A 15,777-nucleotide genomic window follows, 5' to 3' on the forward strand; every position below is an offset into this window, starting at 1 on the left:
GGAGGTCCTTTCGCACAAGTCGGCGCGCAGCGGTGGCCGCTTGGCGTGCATCACCTTGGCTGGCCGGCCGGCAATCAGCTTACGCCGACGCCTCGCGCGATGCCATCCCCTCCGCCTGGGCGCGATGCCACTCACTTGCGCTAGGACGGCGGCTACGGAAAGAGCCTGGCTGCCACGTCGGCGAACGACGCCACGTCGGTGCCGGGGTGCGTCTGGATGTACGTGGTCTCCGTCATCACGAACTGCGGATAGCCACGCGACCGCAGCCGCTTGTACATGTCGTTCACGTTGCCGAAGTTGCAGTCCCTCGGGCTGTCGCAGCGCGTGAGCACCAGCGTGGCGGGCAGGGGCTTGTTGCGGCCCCAGGCATCGAACATCCGTTGCTCCAGCGCGTTGTTCTCTGCCTCCTGCGAATCGAACGAGGCCTCGAACGCGAGGAAGTGCGAGAACGTGAGCGTGCCGCTCGCCGCCTCCATGAAGAGCGCCAGGCCCGTCATGCTCCCGCTCCACGAGAGGCCCGTGAGCATGCGCTTGTGCGCATCGGCGCGGTACCTCGCTTCGATGAACGGCACCAGCTCCTGCGTGAGGAAGTCGTGGTACGCACGGGCGCCGGGCAAGAGGTAGTCCTGCTCGCGGCGTGCGGTGCCGCCGATGCCCACGAGGATGGCCTGCGCATGCCGCTTCTCCAGGATGCGCTCGAAGTTCTCGAAGCGCGTGCCGGGCGCGTTGAAGACCGCATCGCCATCCATCGCGTAGATAACCGGGTACGCGGCCACCGAGCCGCCGTCGTACGAGGCCGGCAGGTAGATATCGAGCGGATACGTGGCACCCGTCCTGGCCGAGGTGATGCTGCCTGCGACGACGCGGCTCGTCGCCTTGGTTGCGGCCGCCGATGGTGCGGGATCGGCGGGCACCACAGGAACGACAGGAACGACAGGAACGACGGGCGCAACGGGCACCACAGGCACGAGCGCCGCCAGGCCGCCGCTGTCCGCCCCCGCGCCGCCGCCTTCGAACGCGGCCGCCGCCAGCAGCACCACCCACCCCACGGTGGAGAGGAACCGGCACACCAATCGTCCATTCGGCATTGCAGCTTCCAGGTTGTGAGGGTCGCGCTGGCCCCTTCGGAAAAGGGTGCCATGCGATCCCTGAACGGTCCGTGAAAGCGCGGTAGTTGGCAAGTGAAATATTCGTTTCAATGCGTCCCGCGGGCCGCGCGCATAGACTGCGGAGCCGGCCGGCGCCGGTCTTTCACTTCACGCGTTGCGTGAGTGCCGCACGCACCGAACCCCATGGAGATCGACCATGCAAACGCAGCAGAACATCCGCTCGGCACTCGATCGCCATTGGCTCGCCTCCGCCGCGGGCGACCAGGCTGCCGAGCACGAGATCTATCACGACGATGCCGTGTGCACGTACCCGCAGTCGGGCGAGGTCATCCACGGTCGCCGCAACCTGCAGGCGCTTCGCAGCCACCACCCCGGCAAGCCCTCGGGGTTCGCGGTGCGGCGGATCACGGGGGAGGGCAGCGTGTGGGTCACCGAGTACCAGATCGACTACGCGGGCAAGAGCGCCTTCACCGTGAGCATCATGGAGTTTCGCGGTGACAAGGTGGCGCGCGAGACGCAGTACTTTGCCGATCCGTTCGATGCGCCTGCGTGGCGCGCGCAGTGGGTCGCGCAGGGGGTCGCGCAAGCGAAGTGATCGACCGGGCGGCCCACCACTTCGCGGCGCGCGGCTAGATCAACCCGCGCGTCGACGCCTTCAACGTCGCGGCCGCGCGCGTCGAGCATTCGAGCTTGATGAACACGCGCTCCACATGCGTTCGCACCGTGCGCGGGCTGATGCCCAGCGCACGAGCGACTTCCTTGGTGTTCTCGCCCTTGCTGATGCAGCGCAGAACCTCCAGCTCGCGCTCCGACAACGACTGCTCGCCGCGCGCCGGCACCGCGGGCTTCAAGGGCGCATGCGACATCGCGACGGCAAGCAACGCATCGACAACGTGCGGGTCGAAGCGGCCCGCCTCCGCGTCCTGCTTCATGCGGTCGAGCGCCTCTGCTTCGGTGAACTCCGCCCGCCACGGACGGCGCGTGCGAAGCGAAACCCACTGCTCGGCGGCCGCCACGAATTGCCCTTCCACCGGCATCGCCGTCCCCGAGCGGCCGCGGAAATACCCCGAGCCATCGCGCCGCTCGAAAGCGAAGGATGCGATTTCCGCTTCGGGCGCGAGCCCGTCGATCTGCCCGGCGGCGCGAGAGGTCCAGTACGGCACGAGGCGCAGGCGTTCGAGCGAGGCTGCCGGCAGCGGCTCGGGCGCGTTCCAGATCGCGTTGGGCACCGACGCCCGCCCGATGCCGTGGATCAACCCGGCCTTGTACGTGCGGTGGCAGAGCGCCGCATCGAGGCCCGCGCGCGCGCTGCCATCGCGCGCCAGTTGCGCCACGCGGCGGGAGTAACCCGTCATCCAGGGCAGCTTCAGATCGATCACGTCGCCCACGAGCTCCAGCCCCACGCGGTTGAGCATCGATGCGGGCTGGTCGGCCACGGCGGTCCACGGCGGCGTGGGGGCATCCAGCGTGGCCATCCAGGCCGGGACCCACGGTGCGCAGGCATCGACCAGCGCGCCGGGGTACACGCTGTCCGCGCGACCGCGCGCCAGCGTGAGCGCTTCGTCCAGGCCGTAGAGGCGGCTGAAGATTTCCAGGTCGCTCGCCAGCGCCACGACGTAGGTCGCGAGCGGCACGGCATCGCCCTGCAGAAGACCGGGCACGCCGCCGCCGTCGTAGGTCTCGAAGATGGCGCGCAGCGCCGCTTCGGTGTCGGAGCCGAGGCCCAGCGTGTTCGCGATGTCGCCGGCGATTTCGCAATGGATGCTGGCCATGGCGAGCATCGCGTTGGGGATCGCTGCGGTGCGCGGTTGCTGCAGCTTGGCGCGCGGCTTCTGCGATGCAAGAAGCGCTTGCCGGCCCTGCACGTCGTCGTCCAGGAAGTCCGCGAACTCCTGCGCATTGGCCGTGCAGCCCGACCAGCGCAGCAGCGCGACGTGCCGGGCGGCCTCGACCTGCGAGGGGTCGCAGCGCGCCTGGCTCGCGATCATTCCCGCGAGCCACGCGGTGCGCAGCGAATGGTCGGTGGGCTGGCCCATGCTCAGGTCGCCGATGAAGGCGAGCGCGCGGATGGCGTCGAAAACGGCAATGGTCGAGTCGTCGGGCATGGGCGGGAAAGGAGGGAGAGGGGGGAGAGGGGACGGCCGGCAAAAGCCCAGCATCGCACAGTCTTTCGGGCCTTGTCGGTCATTCGACCGATACCGCGATGGGTGCTGATTCCACAGAATTGCCTGCACCCGCCTCGCTGGAGGGGCGACGACTTTTCTTCCTCTTCTTCCTGTTCTTTTTCTTCTTCCTCTTCTTCTTTTTCAATCCCGCGGTCTTCACCGCCATTGCCATGACCGACACCAACACCAACACCAACCCCTCTTCACTTCAGCGAGCCGCGTGGCTTCGCAAGCTCTACTTCACTCGCGCCGCGTTTTCCTTCGCATGGGTCGCGCTCGCGTTCACCGTCGCCAAGGGCTCGCCCGTCGTCGCGACCGCGCTGCTCGTCGTCTACCCCGCGTGGGACGCGCTGGCGAACCTGTGGGACGCCCGGATGACGGGGGGCGCGAAGGCCAACCCCACGCAGGTCTTGAACGCCTGGATGAGCGCGCTGGTCACCGTGGCCGTTGCGGTTTCGCTGGGGCTCAAGCTGCAGATCATTCTGGCGATCTTCGGGGTGTGGGCGATCGTGGCGGGGCTGCTTCAACTGGCGACTGCGATCCGTCGGCGCAAGGGCGATCGGGGGCAGTGGGTGATGATGTTGAGCGGGGCGCAGTCTGCGCTGGCTGGCGGGTTCTTTGTGGCGCAGCAGGGGAGTGCGGCGCCTGTGGTGCAGACGTTTGCGGGGTATGCGGGGGTGGGGGCGGTTTACTTTTTAATTTCTGGCGCTGTGATTTGGATTCAGAGGGCCAAAGGTCGGCACGAAAGATTGGCTCCCCGGGAGGTTTGACATGCGCCCAGGCAGAGCGTGAAACGTCTCTTCTCTACATGCAAGGGCGCTCGCTTGCAGACGGGAGGTGCGCAGGTGCGCCGACTTTGACGAATGACGGGGCGGTATAACCCTCGGACGAGTGGTAGTTCAAATTTTGATACCCAAGCGATTGGGAAAGCAGAGTTGATGTGCAAATTCTCGCGCGAATGCTTTAGCCAAATGACAAAGCAAGCCAATATCGCTTGCGTTTAAAGTACGGATCTTAATCTTCGTGCCAACTACACCGTTTTTGCTTCAGGCAGCGAAATTTCCGGTCCGTGCGTATCTTTTTCATTAACGGAGCTCTGAGCGACCCCTTCTTTAATCTGTGACATTCGGAGAGCGTCTAAAACTTCGTTTGTCTGGCTTTGTGTTTCGCCGTTAATTCGCATGACCGCCTCAATCGCAATTGCTTCTGAGCCCTCAATAATTTGAGATTTGGCATCAAGCATGCCGCTCGCCGGTGGCAAAGGCTGCCGATGAAGTAATTCAACCAGTCGAACTAGGCCGGCAACACTTTCTGATGATCGCAACGTCCGGGTGTCGGTTGAAATCAAAGTCCCGCCTGATGTGGTGACTGCCGTCGGATGTGCTTGATCTAAATCAGCGTCAGATTGGGATTTTAACCATCCGTATAAGGACGCGCCTAGTGCCGTGAAAGCAAACACTAATAAAGCCAAGCCTGCCATATTGCCCGTGGCTAGCAGAATGGTCGTGCAAATAAGAGAAATGGCAGCGACGCCAATAAGAGCCACAAGTACAACTTGGCTGCGAATCGGTTTTACTCCAACATGCGCCTTGAACTCTGCGGAGGCGTTTGCGTCCATTATTCGCCTCGATCTTCCAGAGAGATACCACCTGAGCTATGTTGCGTTGCAATAAATGGCTGAGGAAAATGGAGAGGAGCCCATTCGTACTTACTCAGAAAAAGCTGCAGGACTTTTGATAAGCCGCCCGCATATCGAATCGAAGTGGTCTTATCGATAACGCAATTTGTCATTTCAAAATTTGTCGATGCCATAATTAACACGCAATTATCGAATCGACAGCCGGAAAATCTGTAACCGTCTAGGTGGATGGTTTTTCCATTAAAGTACAAGCCCGTTGCTTCAGGGCGGGCAAGTGCATTCAATAAACCGAAATTAGTTGGAATATTTTCGCGATTATTTCTGGTGCTCGCTTGAAGAAATTTCGCCAGATTGTTTGCGTTTTCGTTGGTCAATTTTTCCTCACTCTGTTTCACGTGGCGCCGATTTTGCCTCTTGTGGCGCATAGCACCTAGCGTTATTTGGTCGGGCCACATACGCCGTATGAACGCGAAGTGATCGGGAGCTGTTGAACCAGGCATCTACGTTCATTCTTCTGCATAGTCGCACGTCGACAGCGGCACGTCGTCGTAACTGAACCGGATTCAGATTATTTGCTAGGGGCTAGATTTTTTACAAGATTCATTAACTGCTCCGCACCCTCAAAGGTTGGCGGTATTTTTTCATCTGAACCGACAATGCTAGAGAAAATAATGGCATCAAACTTATTCAGAAGTTCGTTGTTGGTTTTTCTCGCTTCGATGGCGAATTTTGTATAGCTTTCTACAAACTGACACAGCGTGAGGCGCAACTCAAGTTGAAGTATTTGGGAGCGAGTTGAATCCGAATTGCGCATGACAATTCTAAAGAAATAGAGAAATATCAAAACTAAAGAAATTGCTGGAATAGTCGTTGCGGCCAGCATTGGCCATTGTGAAATTATATTAATATTATTTGATGTAATGTGATGAAATTCAAATCCAATTGGGGCGAGGACTAATATCCCAAAAAAAGCTATTAGACACCTGAGTATCTTTAACTGGGAGTTCTTCTTCTTCAGTAAGCTTTTAAAACCGTCGGCTAGTCCTACAAAGTTTAGCTCTTGTTCATGGCGAGATAGGTTTTTTTGAAGCTGATCGACTTTTTGGGTGCTGTTTGTCAGGATTTTTTCCCAGCCGGTAAATTTGTTCTCAATTTCCGCAGAGTATTGCCGCAGGTTTCTGAAATTTTTTAGATCTGGGTCATTTAGGACAAATTTGGCAACTAGAAGGCTAATGCGTTCTTCCAGTTTTTTGATTTGATTTGCGTATTGCGGCAGAAAATTTTCAACCGTCGCCTTCATAAACTCATTAAATGAACTAAGCTCTGAGGGGAATTCATCGGCTGGTGAATATGTGAGATCAAATTCCAGTGATAATCGGTATAAATGAATAGCAAGCCGTTCTAGCCAATCTCCGAATTCATTTCCACTTCCAGGTTTCAAGGCGCCAAGAAACGCTTCTTTGCCGTTTTGGATTGAGTATTGGCATGCGTCATCGAATGCGGCTGCATTGGCTTGGCCTGTGAGGATGCGCAAGAAAATTGAAACCTGGTTGGCCAGACCTTGAAAAAAGTCATTGCCCGAGATTTGCTTTTCAATCGCCTCTACTTCTGTCAGTGCCCGGTTAATAGCTAAGCGAGTATCTGGATTCACGAAGAAATCTTGTTTTATTGTCATGGTTGATCTGTTTGGGTTGGGCCTGATTGACGGGAAAGCTAAAGAGATTTAGGGCTAAGGCGTTGTGTTGTTTCGCTTTGAATCATTGATCATTTTTCAACGGTCCTATTGTCTGCTCACGCGGGCGGGGCGTTGACCTTGAGTTTTTGAAAGTAACGTGACCTAGATTGAATGATCGACAAGTGCTAACTGGCTAGCGGATGCGCAGGTTGACTCAAGCCGAATGGCCGCGTGCTCGGGGAGCTCAGCGCTTTCGGGTACTTTCAGCGCGACATCGCAAAGCGCATTCGATCTCGCAAAGCGCACAGGACGTGTGTGCGAGGATTTCTAGTTCGAGAGGCGCCGAGCGCATATAACAGTGCGTCGCATGCGCTGGCGCTTGCATTTCGTTGTCAGCCCGCGTTTACTGAAATCAGTTTGGTCCGGCCCGCTCGCGCTCACACCGCTGGTGCAACTCCCCCGCCTCATCCACCAGATCCGCTACCAGCCAGATCACGTTGTCCAGATGCTTCGGCCCCGCGCCATCGAACCAGTCGATGCCGTCGCCGTAGCAGCACCAGAGCAGCGACTTCAACTGGGTCAGCTTGTTCTCAAGAAGATCCGCCGCGCTGGGCCCGTCTGGGGGAGTGGTCCAGGTGCCGCGGAATGAGGGCGTGGGACGCCCGGCCATAATTCGATCAGCCATTTGTTGTGCTTTCCTTAAAAGTTGCACGTCATGTGGTCAGACGGTCGGGGTGTCTCTGCACCCCGGCCGTCGCCTTTTGTGCCCCGCGTTCTCCATCGAATGCGCATCGCACCGATGGCCCGCCGCGAGGCGAAGCGGTTCATCCATCCGGGTGTGTTGTGGTGCTGCCTTCCTTGCCCACTGTGTGGGGCGTCGAGTGACTGGGGCATTCACTTTAGTGATGCGCGGTGAGGGCGGCATCGCTGAATTCGCTAGTAGTTCTCGAATCGCACGGGTCAATGGTTGCCAAGCGTCACGCGGGCAAACGGGCAGGCAATGAGAGCTCCATCGGCAGGCAACGAGCGCGCCATCGGGCAGGCATCGCCTCGTGCCGGCGCAATGTCGTCGTGCCGCTGGCAGGTGTCTGCGTATTCTTGAGGGGCGCACTGCACTTGCAAGCGGCGCACTGAAGCTTTCCAGCCAAGAGCGCGCGTCGATCGAGTCAAAGAACGCAAACGACGCTTGCCGCTCGATGAGCGAGGCTGGCCGGAACCGGTCAGCGCCTGTAATCACGTGAAATGGATCGGCGAACGAAGATGCGCCACAGTGCCCAGGTTCGGTTTCCGGCGCGGGCGCAAACGGGCAAGGCGATGGCTTTCTTCAACGCCACTGCTCGGCCTGAACGAAGAGAGCGCAGGGCGCGTGGCCTTCGGTCTGTTGCGCGCCCTGCGTCGGCATCGGGGCATCCCCGTCACGTCGGGGACGGGCGAAGCATCTGTGATCGATTCACTCACTCAAGCAAGGAGCACTGCCATGTCTTTCAAGATTCTCTGCTGCGACGGCGGCGGCATCCGTGGCGTCATCACTGCGCTGCTGATCCAGGACCTGGACCGCAGCTTCGGCATCGTCAAGAACGCCAACGGTTTTGCCGGCACGTCCACCGGTGGCCTGATCTCGCTGGGCCTGGTGAGCGGCGTGGACATCGACGCCATCGTCGATCTCTACGAGAACCAGGGCGCCACCATCTTCGAGCCCAACGGCTGGTTGCTGGACGCACAGGCCAAGCAGCAAGACCGGCGGCCGGCGCAGTCGACCGAAGAGCTGCTGGGCAGCGGCCCGGGCATCTTCAAGAGCCAGTACGTCAACACCGGCTTGCAGAAGGTGGCGCAGCAACTGGTGGGCACCGGCGCACTGTCGTCGGCGAAGCGCTTCGTGGCCGTCAACTCCGCGCGGCTGTGGGACGCGAGCGACAACAGCTGGGCGCCATGCACCCTCTCCAACGGCGGGAACAACACCTACCGCGACGTGAGCATGGTGGACGCGGCGCTCGCCACCTCGGCCGCGCCGACGTACTTTCCGCCGTACCAGGTGGGCGGCTTGGGCTACTTCGCCGACGGCGGCACCTTCGCCAACAACCCCTCGATGACGGCCATGGTGGAAGCGATCTACCAGGGCTACGCGACCGGCACATCGGACATCGTGATGCTATCGCTGGGCACGGGCGCCAATCCGGTGGGCGTGCCGCCTGCCTCGGTGCCCGATCCGCTGGCCTGGGGCGTCACGCACTGGCTGTGGCCGTTCAGCAATGGGCCGGTGCCGGCGACGGCGCTGCTCAACCTCACGATGGATGCGACCGCGCAACTGGCGGCGATCCAGGCGCAGCAACTGCTGGGCAACAACTACATGCGCGGCAACGTGCCGCTGGCCCAACCCTTCGCCCTGGACGATTACAAGAATGTGGGCGAGCTGGTAAGCGCGACGCAGAACTACATCAAGACGCCCGCGTGGGCGGCGGTGCGCAACTGGGTGGAGCAGAACTGGGCGTGAGCGGGCGGGGGGCGTGCGTGGGGCGTGCGTGGGGCGCGGGCCCGGGTTGCCGCTTGCACTGCGGTGCGGTAGCCTCCCGGCTCCATCAATGCCAGGAGTGTCCCGATGCCCAGTCGCTTGCTTCTTTCCACTGGCGCTGCCGTCGCAGCGGCCGCACTGATCATCGGTTGCGGTGCCATGGGTTCATCGGGCGGCAACGCCATGAGCTTCTTCATCACGAGCGTCAACCCCGGCAAGGGCGGCGACCTGGGCGGCCTGGCCGGCGCCGACCGCTTCTGCCAGTCGCTGGCCACCAGCGCGGGGGCGGGCAGCAAGACGTGGCGCGCTTACCTGAGCACCACGGCCGCGAACGGGCAACCGGCTGTCAATGCGCGCGACCGCATCGGCACCGGTCCGTGGACCAGCGCCAAGGGCGTGGTCGTCGCCACCGGCGTGGCCGACCTGCACAGCGCCAACGCCAAGGTCGGCAAGGACACCTCGCTCACCGAGAAGGGCGAGGTCGTCTCGGGCTTCGGCGATGCGGTCAACCGCCACGACATCCTCACCGGCTCGCGCCCCGACGGCACCCTGGCCGTGCCCGATGCCGGCAAGGACACCACGTGCGGCAACTGGACCAAGAGCGACGGCGGCTCCGCCATCGTGGGTCACCACGACCACAAGGGCACGAATCCCGATCCAGTCGCCAATGCGTCGTGGAACTCCTCGCACGGGACGCGCGGCTGCAGCGTCGACCAACTCAAGATGAGTGGTAGCGCTGGGTTGATGTATTGCTTCGCGGCGAATTGACTTGGGCGGATGGGTGGGGGTCGGCTGCGTCGTCTCGCTGTTGCCCGTCGTGGTTGCCAACTCGACCCGCTGCAGCAGGCAAACAGACATTCGCAGCTCGCGGTAGTCAGCGCTTTTGCGCAGCAGCCTCGCCTTGCAAGGACCCCTCGATGACGAAGGCATGCAGCTCGGCCATCCTGCCCTCGCGAAAGCGCCACACATCGCAGTAAGCGTGGCGCGTGTCCTTGCCGGCTTCATCCTTCAGCGTGATCTCGCCGAAGGCCGCGACGATGTCGCCCTCCGCGATCAGGCGATGCACCTCGAGCCGGGGCGGCGCCTTGTACGCGGTCGCCATCCACTGGCGAACGGCTTCCTTGCCGCTGAGCGTGCGGTCGCCCACGAAGGTCCATTCGGTGTCCTCGGTGCAGAACGCGAGGAACCCTTCGTAGTCGCCTTCGGCGATGGCCGCGTTGGCCTTCTCCAGAATCGTTTTGTGTGTCACTGACATCCGGCGCTCTCCTGCGTGCGGCCCGCATGCACGATGCACCGGTGCCTTGCCAACGAGTAAGCGTCCGGAGGCTTTACGCCTTTGTCAGCCGCCGCCGCGTCTTGACCGCAGAAGCCAGTCCCTCGAGCACCGGCACGGTCTGCGCAAAGCCGATGCAGGCATCGGTGATCGAAACGCCGTGCTTGAGCGCCACGCCGGGCTTCAAATCCTGCCGCCCCTCTTCGAGATGGCTTTCGATCATGAGGCCCGTGATGCGCCGTTCGCCGGCCGCGATCTGCGCGGCCACGTCCTCGGCCACCACGATCTGCCGCTGGTGCTGCTTGCTGCTGTTGCCGTGCGAGACGTCGATCATCACCTGCGGCCGAAGGCCGTTCGCCAGCAGCGCCTGGCAGCTGGATTCGACGTCCGCGGCCGAATAGTTGGGGGTCTTGCCGCCGCGCAGGATCACGTGGCAATCGTCGTTGCCGCGGGTCTCGAAGATCGCGGCCATGCCCATCTTGGTCATGCCCATGAAGGCATGCGGCGCGCGGGCCGCCAGGATGGCGTCGGCCGCGACCTTGACGCTGCCGTCCGTGCCGTTCTTGAAGCCCACCGGGCAGCTCAGGCCCGAGGCGAGTTGCCGGTGGCTCTGGCTCTCGGTGGTGCGCGCGCCGATGGCGCCCCAGGCGATCAGGTCGGCAATGAACTGCGGGCTCAGGAGGTCGAGAAACTCGGTGCCGGTCGGCAGGCCCAGCGTGGTGAGTTCGAGCAGCAGGCGCCGCGCGCGCTCCAGCCCTTCGTTGATCGCGAAGCTGCCGTCCAGGTGCGGGTCGTTGATGTAGCCCTTCCAGCCGACGGTGGTGCGCGGCTTCTCGAAATAGGCGCGCATCACGATCAGCAAGTCGTCCTGCAGCGAATCGGCGACCTTCTTCAGGCGCTGCGCGTATTCGATGGCCTGGTCGTGGTCGTGGATGGAGCAGGGGCCGACCACGACCACCAGGCGATCGTCGCGATCGTGCAGCACGTCGGCAATGGCCGCGCGGCTGCCTTCGACCAGCGCGAGCGTGTTGTCGCGCACGGGCACGCGCTCCTGCAGCAGCGCGGGGGTGATGAGCGGGCGGACGGCGCCGATGCGCACGTCGTCGATCCGGGTGGTGTCGAGCGTGCTGTCGCGGGAGCCGATTTCGGCATCGTGGAGAGGGTCGTCGAGGCGGGGCATGGTCGTGGCTTTGAATTTGGTTTCGGAGGGCGTTGGCGCGATTGTCCACGGCATAGGCCATCCGTCGAATGCACAACGGCGGGGGGCCGTCCTAGCATCCCGGACACCACCGCTCATTTCTTTGCTCTTCTCGATGCCCTTGATGAAAAAGCTCGCCTTCTTCGCCGCCACGGCCACGCTTGGCCTGGCCGCCTTCGCCGCCGCGCCGCCCGAGAAAGACCATCCGCTTGTCGGCCGCTACGAAGGCGCGGTGCTCGACGGCACCAAGGTCATGGCCTTCGACGAGGTCGGCCTCATCAAGGAGCCGTTCCAGAACTGGGGCGGCGGCAAGCCCGAGCTGCTCAAGCTGGAGGGCAAGATCTCGCTCTATCACTACAAGCTGCCCGATGGGCGCTCGACCCTGGAGGTGCAGCGCAACTACGAGTCGAGCCTGAAGGCCAAGGGCTTCGAGGTGCTCTTCACCTGCGGCACGGCCAATGCCTCCTGCTACCAGAAGCGGCCCAACAGCGTGGACACCAACACGCCCTACGACTTTGCGCTGGCCTTCGACGACCCCGAGTGGCCGCGCCTGGGCAAGGGCGGCGACTACGTGCGCAACTATTTTTCAGTGAGCGGCCGTTACCTGCTCGCCAGGAAGACCGGCCCCACGGGCACCGTGTACGCGAGCATCGCGCTGGCCGAGCACAACGCCGATGTCGGCAACCATGCCTTCGTGCGCGTGGTCGAAAGCAAGGCGATGGAGGGCGACAAGATCGTGTTCGTCGATGCCTCGGCGATGCAGAAGAGCCTGGCCGAGACGGGGCGCATCAACCTCTACGGCATCCTGTTCGACCTGGACAAGGACGTGATCCGCCCCGAGTCGCAGCCCACGCTGGACGAGATGACCAAGCTCATGCGCAACAACCCGCCGCTCAAGCTCTCTGTGGTGGGGCACACCGATGCGCAAGGGGAGGCGAAACACAACGACGATCTTTCCAAGCGCCGCGCGGTCGCGGTGATCGGCGTGTTGGTGAAGGCGGGCGTGGACCCGCGCCGCTTCACCACGCGCGGTGCCGGCGCGGCCGAGCCGGTGGCGCCGAACGACAACGAATCGGGGCGTGCGAAGAATCGGCGGGTCGAGCTGGTGCGGCTTTGATCCGCCTCAGCCCTTCAACACCGCGAACGTCGTGGACCAGTTGCCGGGCGCGGCATCGACCAGCGCGTTCAGGTGCGCCTGCAGGCGGCCGGCGATGTCCGCGAGCGTCGTGCCTTCGGCCAGTGGCTCGTTGCCGCTGATGACGTCGATCCATTCGTCGGCGTCTTCGGCGCCGGCTTCTTCCGGCACTTCCCATCCGCCCGCCGCGCCGAGCAGATAACGCAGGTGGTATTCGATGGCGAAGCCCGGCTCGGCCGTGCCTTCGCGGCGCACGCGGGCCAGGCGCGCGACAGCCGCGGCCAGCGACGCGGTGCTGAACGTGCGGCTCGCCGGTTCGGAGGCCAGCTCGGAGCCCTCGACCGCGTAGCCCGCGAGCTCGCGCCAGTAGGCCTCGTCGTGCGCGCCATCGCGCTGCGTCATGTGCTGGCTCGCGAAGCGCGCCGCCAGGTCGATGTCGGCGATGAGCGGCGAGAGCACCAGGTCGCGGCCGAAGTCGAAGCCGAAGAAATACATCGTGCCGTCCAGCGTCACCGCCTCGATGGCGCCGACGTGTCCCTTGCGTCCGGCAAGGGGCAGGGGAACGGCGGGGCCGCCGTTCGCAGTCGTGGCGGCGGCCGGGGCCGGCGGCTTTTTCTTCTTGAGGAAATCGAACATCCGAAGATCCTTTGGGGGAGTTCAGTTCAAGGCGATGTTCGCACCTTCAGATGACGGGCACGCTGGTTTCCTTGAGCACCCGCAGCACGAAGTGCGATTTGCTGTGGCGGATGCCGGGGATCTTGTAGAGCTTCTCGCGCAGGAGCCGTTCGTAGTCGCGCGTGTCGCGCACGGCGATGCGGATGTAGTAGTCGTAGTCGCCCGAGACCAGATACGCCTCCTGGATCTCGGGAATGGTTGCGAGCACGCGGCCGAAGTCGTAGAGGGTTTCGTCGGTGTGGCTCTCCAGCGTGACCTGCACGATCACCGAATCGTGATAGCCCAGCTTGGCCGGATCGATGGCGACGGTGTAGCGCTTGATGACGCCCTGCGCCTCCAGCTTCTTGATGCGCGTCCAGCAGCTGGTGGGCGAGAGGCCGACCTCGTTGCCGATCTCCTGCAGGGTCTTGCGCGAGTCGAGCAACAGCACGCGGAGGATGGCCATGTCGATCTTGTCGAAAGATCCTTCTTCGGATGTGGCTGTTTTCCGATTGGTTTTCATAAATTGGACCTAAAGAGCCAAAAGAAAGAAGCAAATTCTGCCTCAGAAGCGGAAGAATTGACGGCATGAGATTGCTTGATCCAAACCTTCTACCCCTCACGCCCTCCTTGTCCCTTCACCCCGAGGCGCCCGCCCGCGTGCGCAACGGGGCGGAGGCCCTGCTCGATACGCTGGTCGAGTGCGGCGTGGACACGATCTTCGGCTACCCCGGCGGCGCCGCGCTGCCGCTGTACGACGCGCTGCACGGCGAGCCGCGCCTGCGCCACGTGCTGGTGCGCCACGAGCAGGCCGCGGTGCATGCGGCCGAGGGCTATGCGCGCAGCACGGGGCGGGTCGGCGTGGTGCTGGTCACCTCGGGGCCGGGGGTGGGCAACACGATCACGGGGCTCCTGGATGCGATGAGCGATTCGGTGCCGGTGCTGTGCATCAGCGGGCAGGTGGCCACGGCGGTGATCGGCACGCAGGCCTTCCAGGAGAGCGATGCGCTGGGCATGTCGCGCCCGGTGACCAAGTGGAACCAGCAGGTGCGCGCGGCGGACGACGTGCCGGCGCTGGTGCGCCGCGCGCTGGAAATCGCATCGTCGGGCCGGCCGGGGCCGGTGCTGCTCGATGTGCCGAAGGACATCCAGCTCATGCGCCTGGGTGGCACTTCGACGCCCTTGCGTGCGATGCATCCGATGCATCCGCTGCGTCCGCTGCGTCCGCTGCGCACGAGCAGGGCGGTGCTGCCACCCAGGGCGATGCTGCAGCGTGCGGCCGACCTGCTCTCGACCGCGCGGCGGCCGGTGCTCTATGGCGGCGGCGGGCTCATCAACTCGGGGCCCGCGGCCTGCGAGGCCTTCACGCAGCTGGTGCACCGCCTGCACGCGCCCTGCACGCTGACGCTGATGGGCCTGGGCGCTTTCCCCGCATCGGATGCGAAGTTCATCGGCATGCTGGGCATGCACGGCAACCTGGAAGCGAACCTTGCGATGCACGAGGCCGACCTGGTGGTGTGCGTCGGCGCGCGCTTCGACGACCGCGTGACGGGCAAGCTGGACGAGTTCTGCCCGCATGCGCGAAAGATCCACATCGACATCGACCCCGCGAGCATCAACAAGATCGTGCAGGTCGATGTGCCGATGGTGGGCGACTGCGCGGCGATCCTCGATGCGGTGCTGGCGCTGCTGCCCGCCGAGGGCTTTGCGCCCGAGCGGCTCGCGCCGTGGTGGGCGCGCATCGAGCGCTGGCGTGCCGAAGACTGCTTGAAGTTCGCGCCGCGCGCCGATGCCATCCTGCCGCAGCAGTTGATGACCTCGCTGCAGCAGGCCACCGCCGCCACGGGCCGCGACACCATCGTCTCGACCGACGTGGGCCAGCACCAGATGTGGGCCGCGCAGTACCTGCGCTTCGACAGCCCGCGCCATTGGCTCACCTCGGGCGGCGCGGGCACGATGGGCTATGGGCTGCCCGCGGCCATCGGCGCGCAGATCGGCCACCCCGATGCGCTGTGCGTGTGCGTGAGCGGCGATGCCTCGGTGCTCATGAACATCCAGGAGCTGTCGACCGCCGTGCAGCACCGCACGGCGGTGAAGCTGGTGCTCTGCAACAACGGCTACATGGGCATGGTGCGGCAGTGGCAGGAGCTGAACCACGGCAATCGCCTGAGCCACAGCTGGAACGAGGCGCTGCCGGATTTCGTGGCGCTGGCGAAGGCGTTCGGCTGGGGGGCGCGGCGGGTGTCGGACCCTGCCGAACTCGAAGCCGCGCTGGCCGAGTGCCTGGCGAGCGACGGGCCGTTCTTTCTCGACGTGCAGGTGGCGGCGCAGGAGAACTGCTTTCCGATGATGCCGTCGGGGCATGGGCACCACCGGGTGATGCTGGCGAAGGACCGGTGGTACGAGGAGGCGTGATGCCC

The 15,777-nt window shown here is 63.2% G+C and carries 16 protein-coding genes; 6 read left to right on the forward strand and 10 right to left on the reverse strand.

Annotation, left to right across the window (positions count from 1 at the left end):
- Positions 1-152 precede the first annotated feature (152 nt).
- Positions 153-1,088: an alpha/beta hydrolase gene (locus BM133_RS03355; RefSeq protein ID WP_093431635.1), complete on the reverse strand. Its 936-nt coding sequence runs from the start codon at positions 1,086-1,088 to the stop codon at positions 153-155.
- 217 nt (positions 1,089-1,305) lie between these two features.
- Between BM133_RS03355 and BM133_RS03360 the strand changes: the two genes are divergently transcribed.
- On the forward strand, positions 1,306-1,704 hold the full coding sequence (locus tag BM133_RS03360) for a nuclear transport factor 2 family protein (RefSeq protein ID WP_093431637.1): 399 nt from the start codon (positions 1,306-1,308) through the stop codon (positions 1,702-1,704).
- Positions 1,705-1,738: 34 nt separating this feature from the next.
- Here the strand turns inward: BM133_RS03360 and BM133_RS03365 are convergent, their stop codons facing one another.
- Positions 1,739-3,214 (reverse strand): HD domain-containing phosphohydrolase, encoded by a 1,476-nt coding sequence (locus BM133_RS03365; protein ID WP_093431638.1) that lies wholly within the window; start codon positions 3,212-3,214, stop codon positions 1,739-1,741.
- A gap of 230 nt (positions 3,215-3,444) precedes the next feature.
- Here BM133_RS03365 and BM133_RS03370 point away from each other — a divergent pair, with 230 nt between their 5' ends.
- Entirely contained in the window at positions 3,445-4,044 is a 600-nt protein-coding gene (locus BM133_RS03370) for a DUF308 domain-containing protein (protein WP_093435007.1), read from the forward strand.
- Positions 4,045-4,304: 260 nt separating this feature from the next.
- Here BM133_RS03370 and BM133_RS34480 read toward each other — a convergent pair whose 3' ends face one another.
- The 4 genes from BM133_RS34480 to BM133_RS03375 all read right to left on the reverse strand — a co-directional run bounded on the left by BM133_RS34480 (position 4,305) and on the right by BM133_RS03375 (position 7,273).
- Positions 4,305-4,892 carry a hypothetical protein gene (locus BM133_RS34480; protein WP_143100072.1) on the reverse strand — a complete coding sequence of 196 codons (588 nt, stop codon included), beginning with the start codon at positions 4,890-4,892 and terminating at the stop codon, positions 4,305-4,307.
- Positions 4,892-5,287, reverse strand: a complete 396-nt coding sequence (locus BM133_RS34485; RefSeq protein WP_143100073.1) for a hypothetical protein — start codon at positions 5,285-5,287, stop codon at positions 4,892-4,894. The genes BM133_RS34480 and BM133_RS34485 overlap by 1 nt, the downstream gene beginning before the upstream one ends.
- A 194-nt stretch (positions 5,288-5,481) precedes the next feature.
- On the reverse strand, positions 5,482-6,588 hold the full coding sequence (locus BM133_RS34490) for a hypothetical protein (protein WP_143100074.1): 1,107 nt from the start codon (positions 6,586-6,588) through the stop codon (positions 5,482-5,484).
- 412 nt (positions 6,589-7,000) lie between these two features.
- The gene (locus BM133_RS03375; protein ID WP_093431640.1) at positions 7,001-7,273 is read right to left on the reverse strand and encodes a hypothetical protein; all 273 of its coding nucleotides are present in this window, start codon (positions 7,271-7,273) and stop codon (positions 7,001-7,003) included.
- 792 nt (positions 7,274-8,065) lie between these two features.
- On the opposite strand from BM133_RS03375, the gene BM133_RS03380 reads away from it, so the two are divergent.
- Entirely contained in the window at positions 8,066-9,079 is a 1,014-nt protein-coding gene (locus BM133_RS03380; protein ID WP_093431641.1) for a patatin-like phospholipase family protein, read from the forward strand.
- A 105-nt stretch (positions 9,080-9,184) separates the two neighbouring features.
- Positions 9,185-9,865: a hypothetical protein gene (locus tag BM133_RS03385; RefSeq protein ID WP_093431643.1), complete on the forward strand. Its 681-nt coding sequence runs from the start codon at positions 9,185-9,187 to the stop codon at positions 9,863-9,865.
- A 106-nt stretch (positions 9,866-9,971) separates the two neighbouring features.
- Here BM133_RS03385 and BM133_RS03390 read toward each other — a convergent pair whose 3' ends face one another.
- Both BM133_RS03390 and BM133_RS03395 read right to left on the reverse strand, forming a co-directional pair.
- Entirely contained in the window at positions 9,972-10,352 is a 381-nt protein-coding gene (locus BM133_RS03390) for a nuclear transport factor 2 family protein (RefSeq protein ID WP_093431644.1), read from the reverse strand.
- A 73-nt stretch (positions 10,353-10,425) separates the two neighbouring features.
- Positions 10,426-11,550 (reverse strand): 3-deoxy-7-phosphoheptulonate synthase, encoded by a 1,125-nt coding sequence (locus tag BM133_RS03395; RefSeq protein WP_093431646.1) that lies wholly within the window; start codon positions 11,548-11,550, stop codon positions 10,426-10,428.
- Positions 11,551-11,692: 142 nt separating this feature from the next.
- Between BM133_RS03395 and BM133_RS03400 the strand changes: the two genes are divergently transcribed.
- Positions 11,693-12,685: an OmpA family protein gene (locus BM133_RS03400; RefSeq protein WP_093435008.1), complete on the forward strand. Its 993-nt coding sequence runs from the start codon at positions 11,693-11,695 to the stop codon at positions 12,683-12,685.
- Positions 12,686-12,691: 6 nt separating this feature from the next.
- Here BM133_RS03400 and BM133_RS03405 read toward each other — a convergent pair whose 3' ends face one another.
- Both BM133_RS03405 and BM133_RS03410 read right to left on the reverse strand, forming a co-directional pair.
- Positions 12,692-13,339, reverse strand: coding sequence for a hypothetical protein (locus tag BM133_RS03405; RefSeq protein ID WP_093431647.1), 648 nt, complete (start codon positions 13,337-13,339; stop codon positions 12,692-12,694).
- A gap of 46 nt (positions 13,340-13,385) precedes the next feature.
- Positions 13,386-13,823 (reverse strand): Lrp/AsnC family transcriptional regulator, encoded by a 438-nt coding sequence (locus tag BM133_RS03410; RefSeq protein WP_093435010.1) that lies wholly within the window; start codon positions 13,821-13,823, stop codon positions 13,386-13,388.
- 122 nt (positions 13,824-13,945) lie between these two features.
- On the opposite strand from BM133_RS03410, the gene ilvB reads away from it, so the two are divergent.
- Positions 13,946-15,772 (forward strand): biosynthetic-type acetolactate synthase large subunit, encoded by a 1,827-nt coding sequence (gene ilvB / locus BM133_RS03415; protein ID WP_093431649.1) that lies wholly within the window; start codon positions 13,946-13,948, stop codon positions 15,770-15,772.
- The last annotated feature ends 5 nt before the right edge of the window (positions 15,773-15,777 follow it).

It is taken from the genome of Variovorax sp. 770b2 (assembly GCF_900115685.1).
Lineage (GTDB): Bacteria > Pseudomonadota > Gammaproteobacteria > Burkholderiales > Burkholderiaceae_C > Variovorax.

What these genes read in the sequence shown, in the direction of transcription:
- BM133_RS03385 (WP_093431643.1), top strand. Translation starts at nt 9,185, where the DNA reads ATGCCCAGTCGCTTGCTTCTTTCCACTGGCGCTGCCGTCGCAGCGGCC.
- BM133_RS03365 (WP_093431638.1), bottom strand. Translation starts at nt 3,214, where the DNA reads ATGCCCGACGACTCGACCATTGCCGTTTTCGACGCCATCCGCGCGCTC.
- BM133_RS03410 (WP_093435010.1), bottom strand. Translation starts at nt 13,823, where the DNA reads ATGGCCATCCTCCGCGTGCTGTTGCTCGACTCGCGCAAGACCCTGCAG.
- ilvB (WP_093431649.1), top strand. Translation starts at nt 13,946, where the DNA reads ATGAGATTGCTTGATCCAAACCTTCTACCCCTCACGCCCTCCTTGTCC.
- BM133_RS34480 (WP_143100072.1), bottom strand. Translation starts at nt 4,892, where the DNA reads ATGGACGCAAACGCCTCCGCAGAGTTCAAGGCGCATGTTGGAGTAAAA.
- BM133_RS03375 (WP_093431640.1), bottom strand. Translation starts at nt 7,273, where the DNA reads ATGGCTGATCGAATTATGGCCGGGCGTCCCACGCCCTCATTCCGCGGC.
- BM133_RS03395 (WP_093431646.1), bottom strand. Translation starts at nt 11,550, where the DNA reads ATGCCCCGCCTCGACGACCCTCTCCACGATGCCGAAATCGGCTCCCGC.
- BM133_RS03360 (WP_093431637.1), top strand. Translation starts at nt 1,306, where the DNA reads ATGCAAACGCAGCAGAACATCCGCTCGGCACTCGATCGCCATTGGCTC.
- BM133_RS03380 (WP_093431641.1), top strand. Translation starts at nt 8,066, where the DNA reads ATGTCTTTCAAGATTCTCTGCTGCGACGGCGGCGGCATCCGTGGCGTC.
- BM133_RS34490 (WP_143100074.1), bottom strand. Translation starts at nt 6,588, where the DNA reads ATGACAATAAAACAAGATTTCTTCGTGAATCCAGATACTCGCTTAGCT.
- BM133_RS03355 (WP_093431635.1), bottom strand. Translation starts at nt 1,088, where the DNA reads ATGCCGAATGGACGATTGGTGTGCCGGTTCCTCTCCACCGTGGGGTGG.
- BM133_RS03370 (WP_093435007.1), top strand. Translation starts at nt 3,445, where the DNA reads ATGACCGACACCAACACCAACACCAACCCCTCTTCACTTCAGCGAGCC.
- BM133_RS03400 (WP_093435008.1), top strand. Translation starts at nt 11,693, where the DNA reads ATGAAAAAGCTCGCCTTCTTCGCCGCCACGGCCACGCTTGGCCTGGCC.
- BM133_RS03405 (WP_093431647.1), bottom strand. Translation starts at nt 13,339, where the DNA reads ATGTTCGATTTCCTCAAGAAGAAAAAGCCGCCGGCCCCGGCCGCCGCC.
- BM133_RS03390 (WP_093431644.1), bottom strand. Translation starts at nt 10,352, where the DNA reads ATGTCAGTGACACACAAAACGATTCTGGAGAAGGCCAACGCGGCCATC.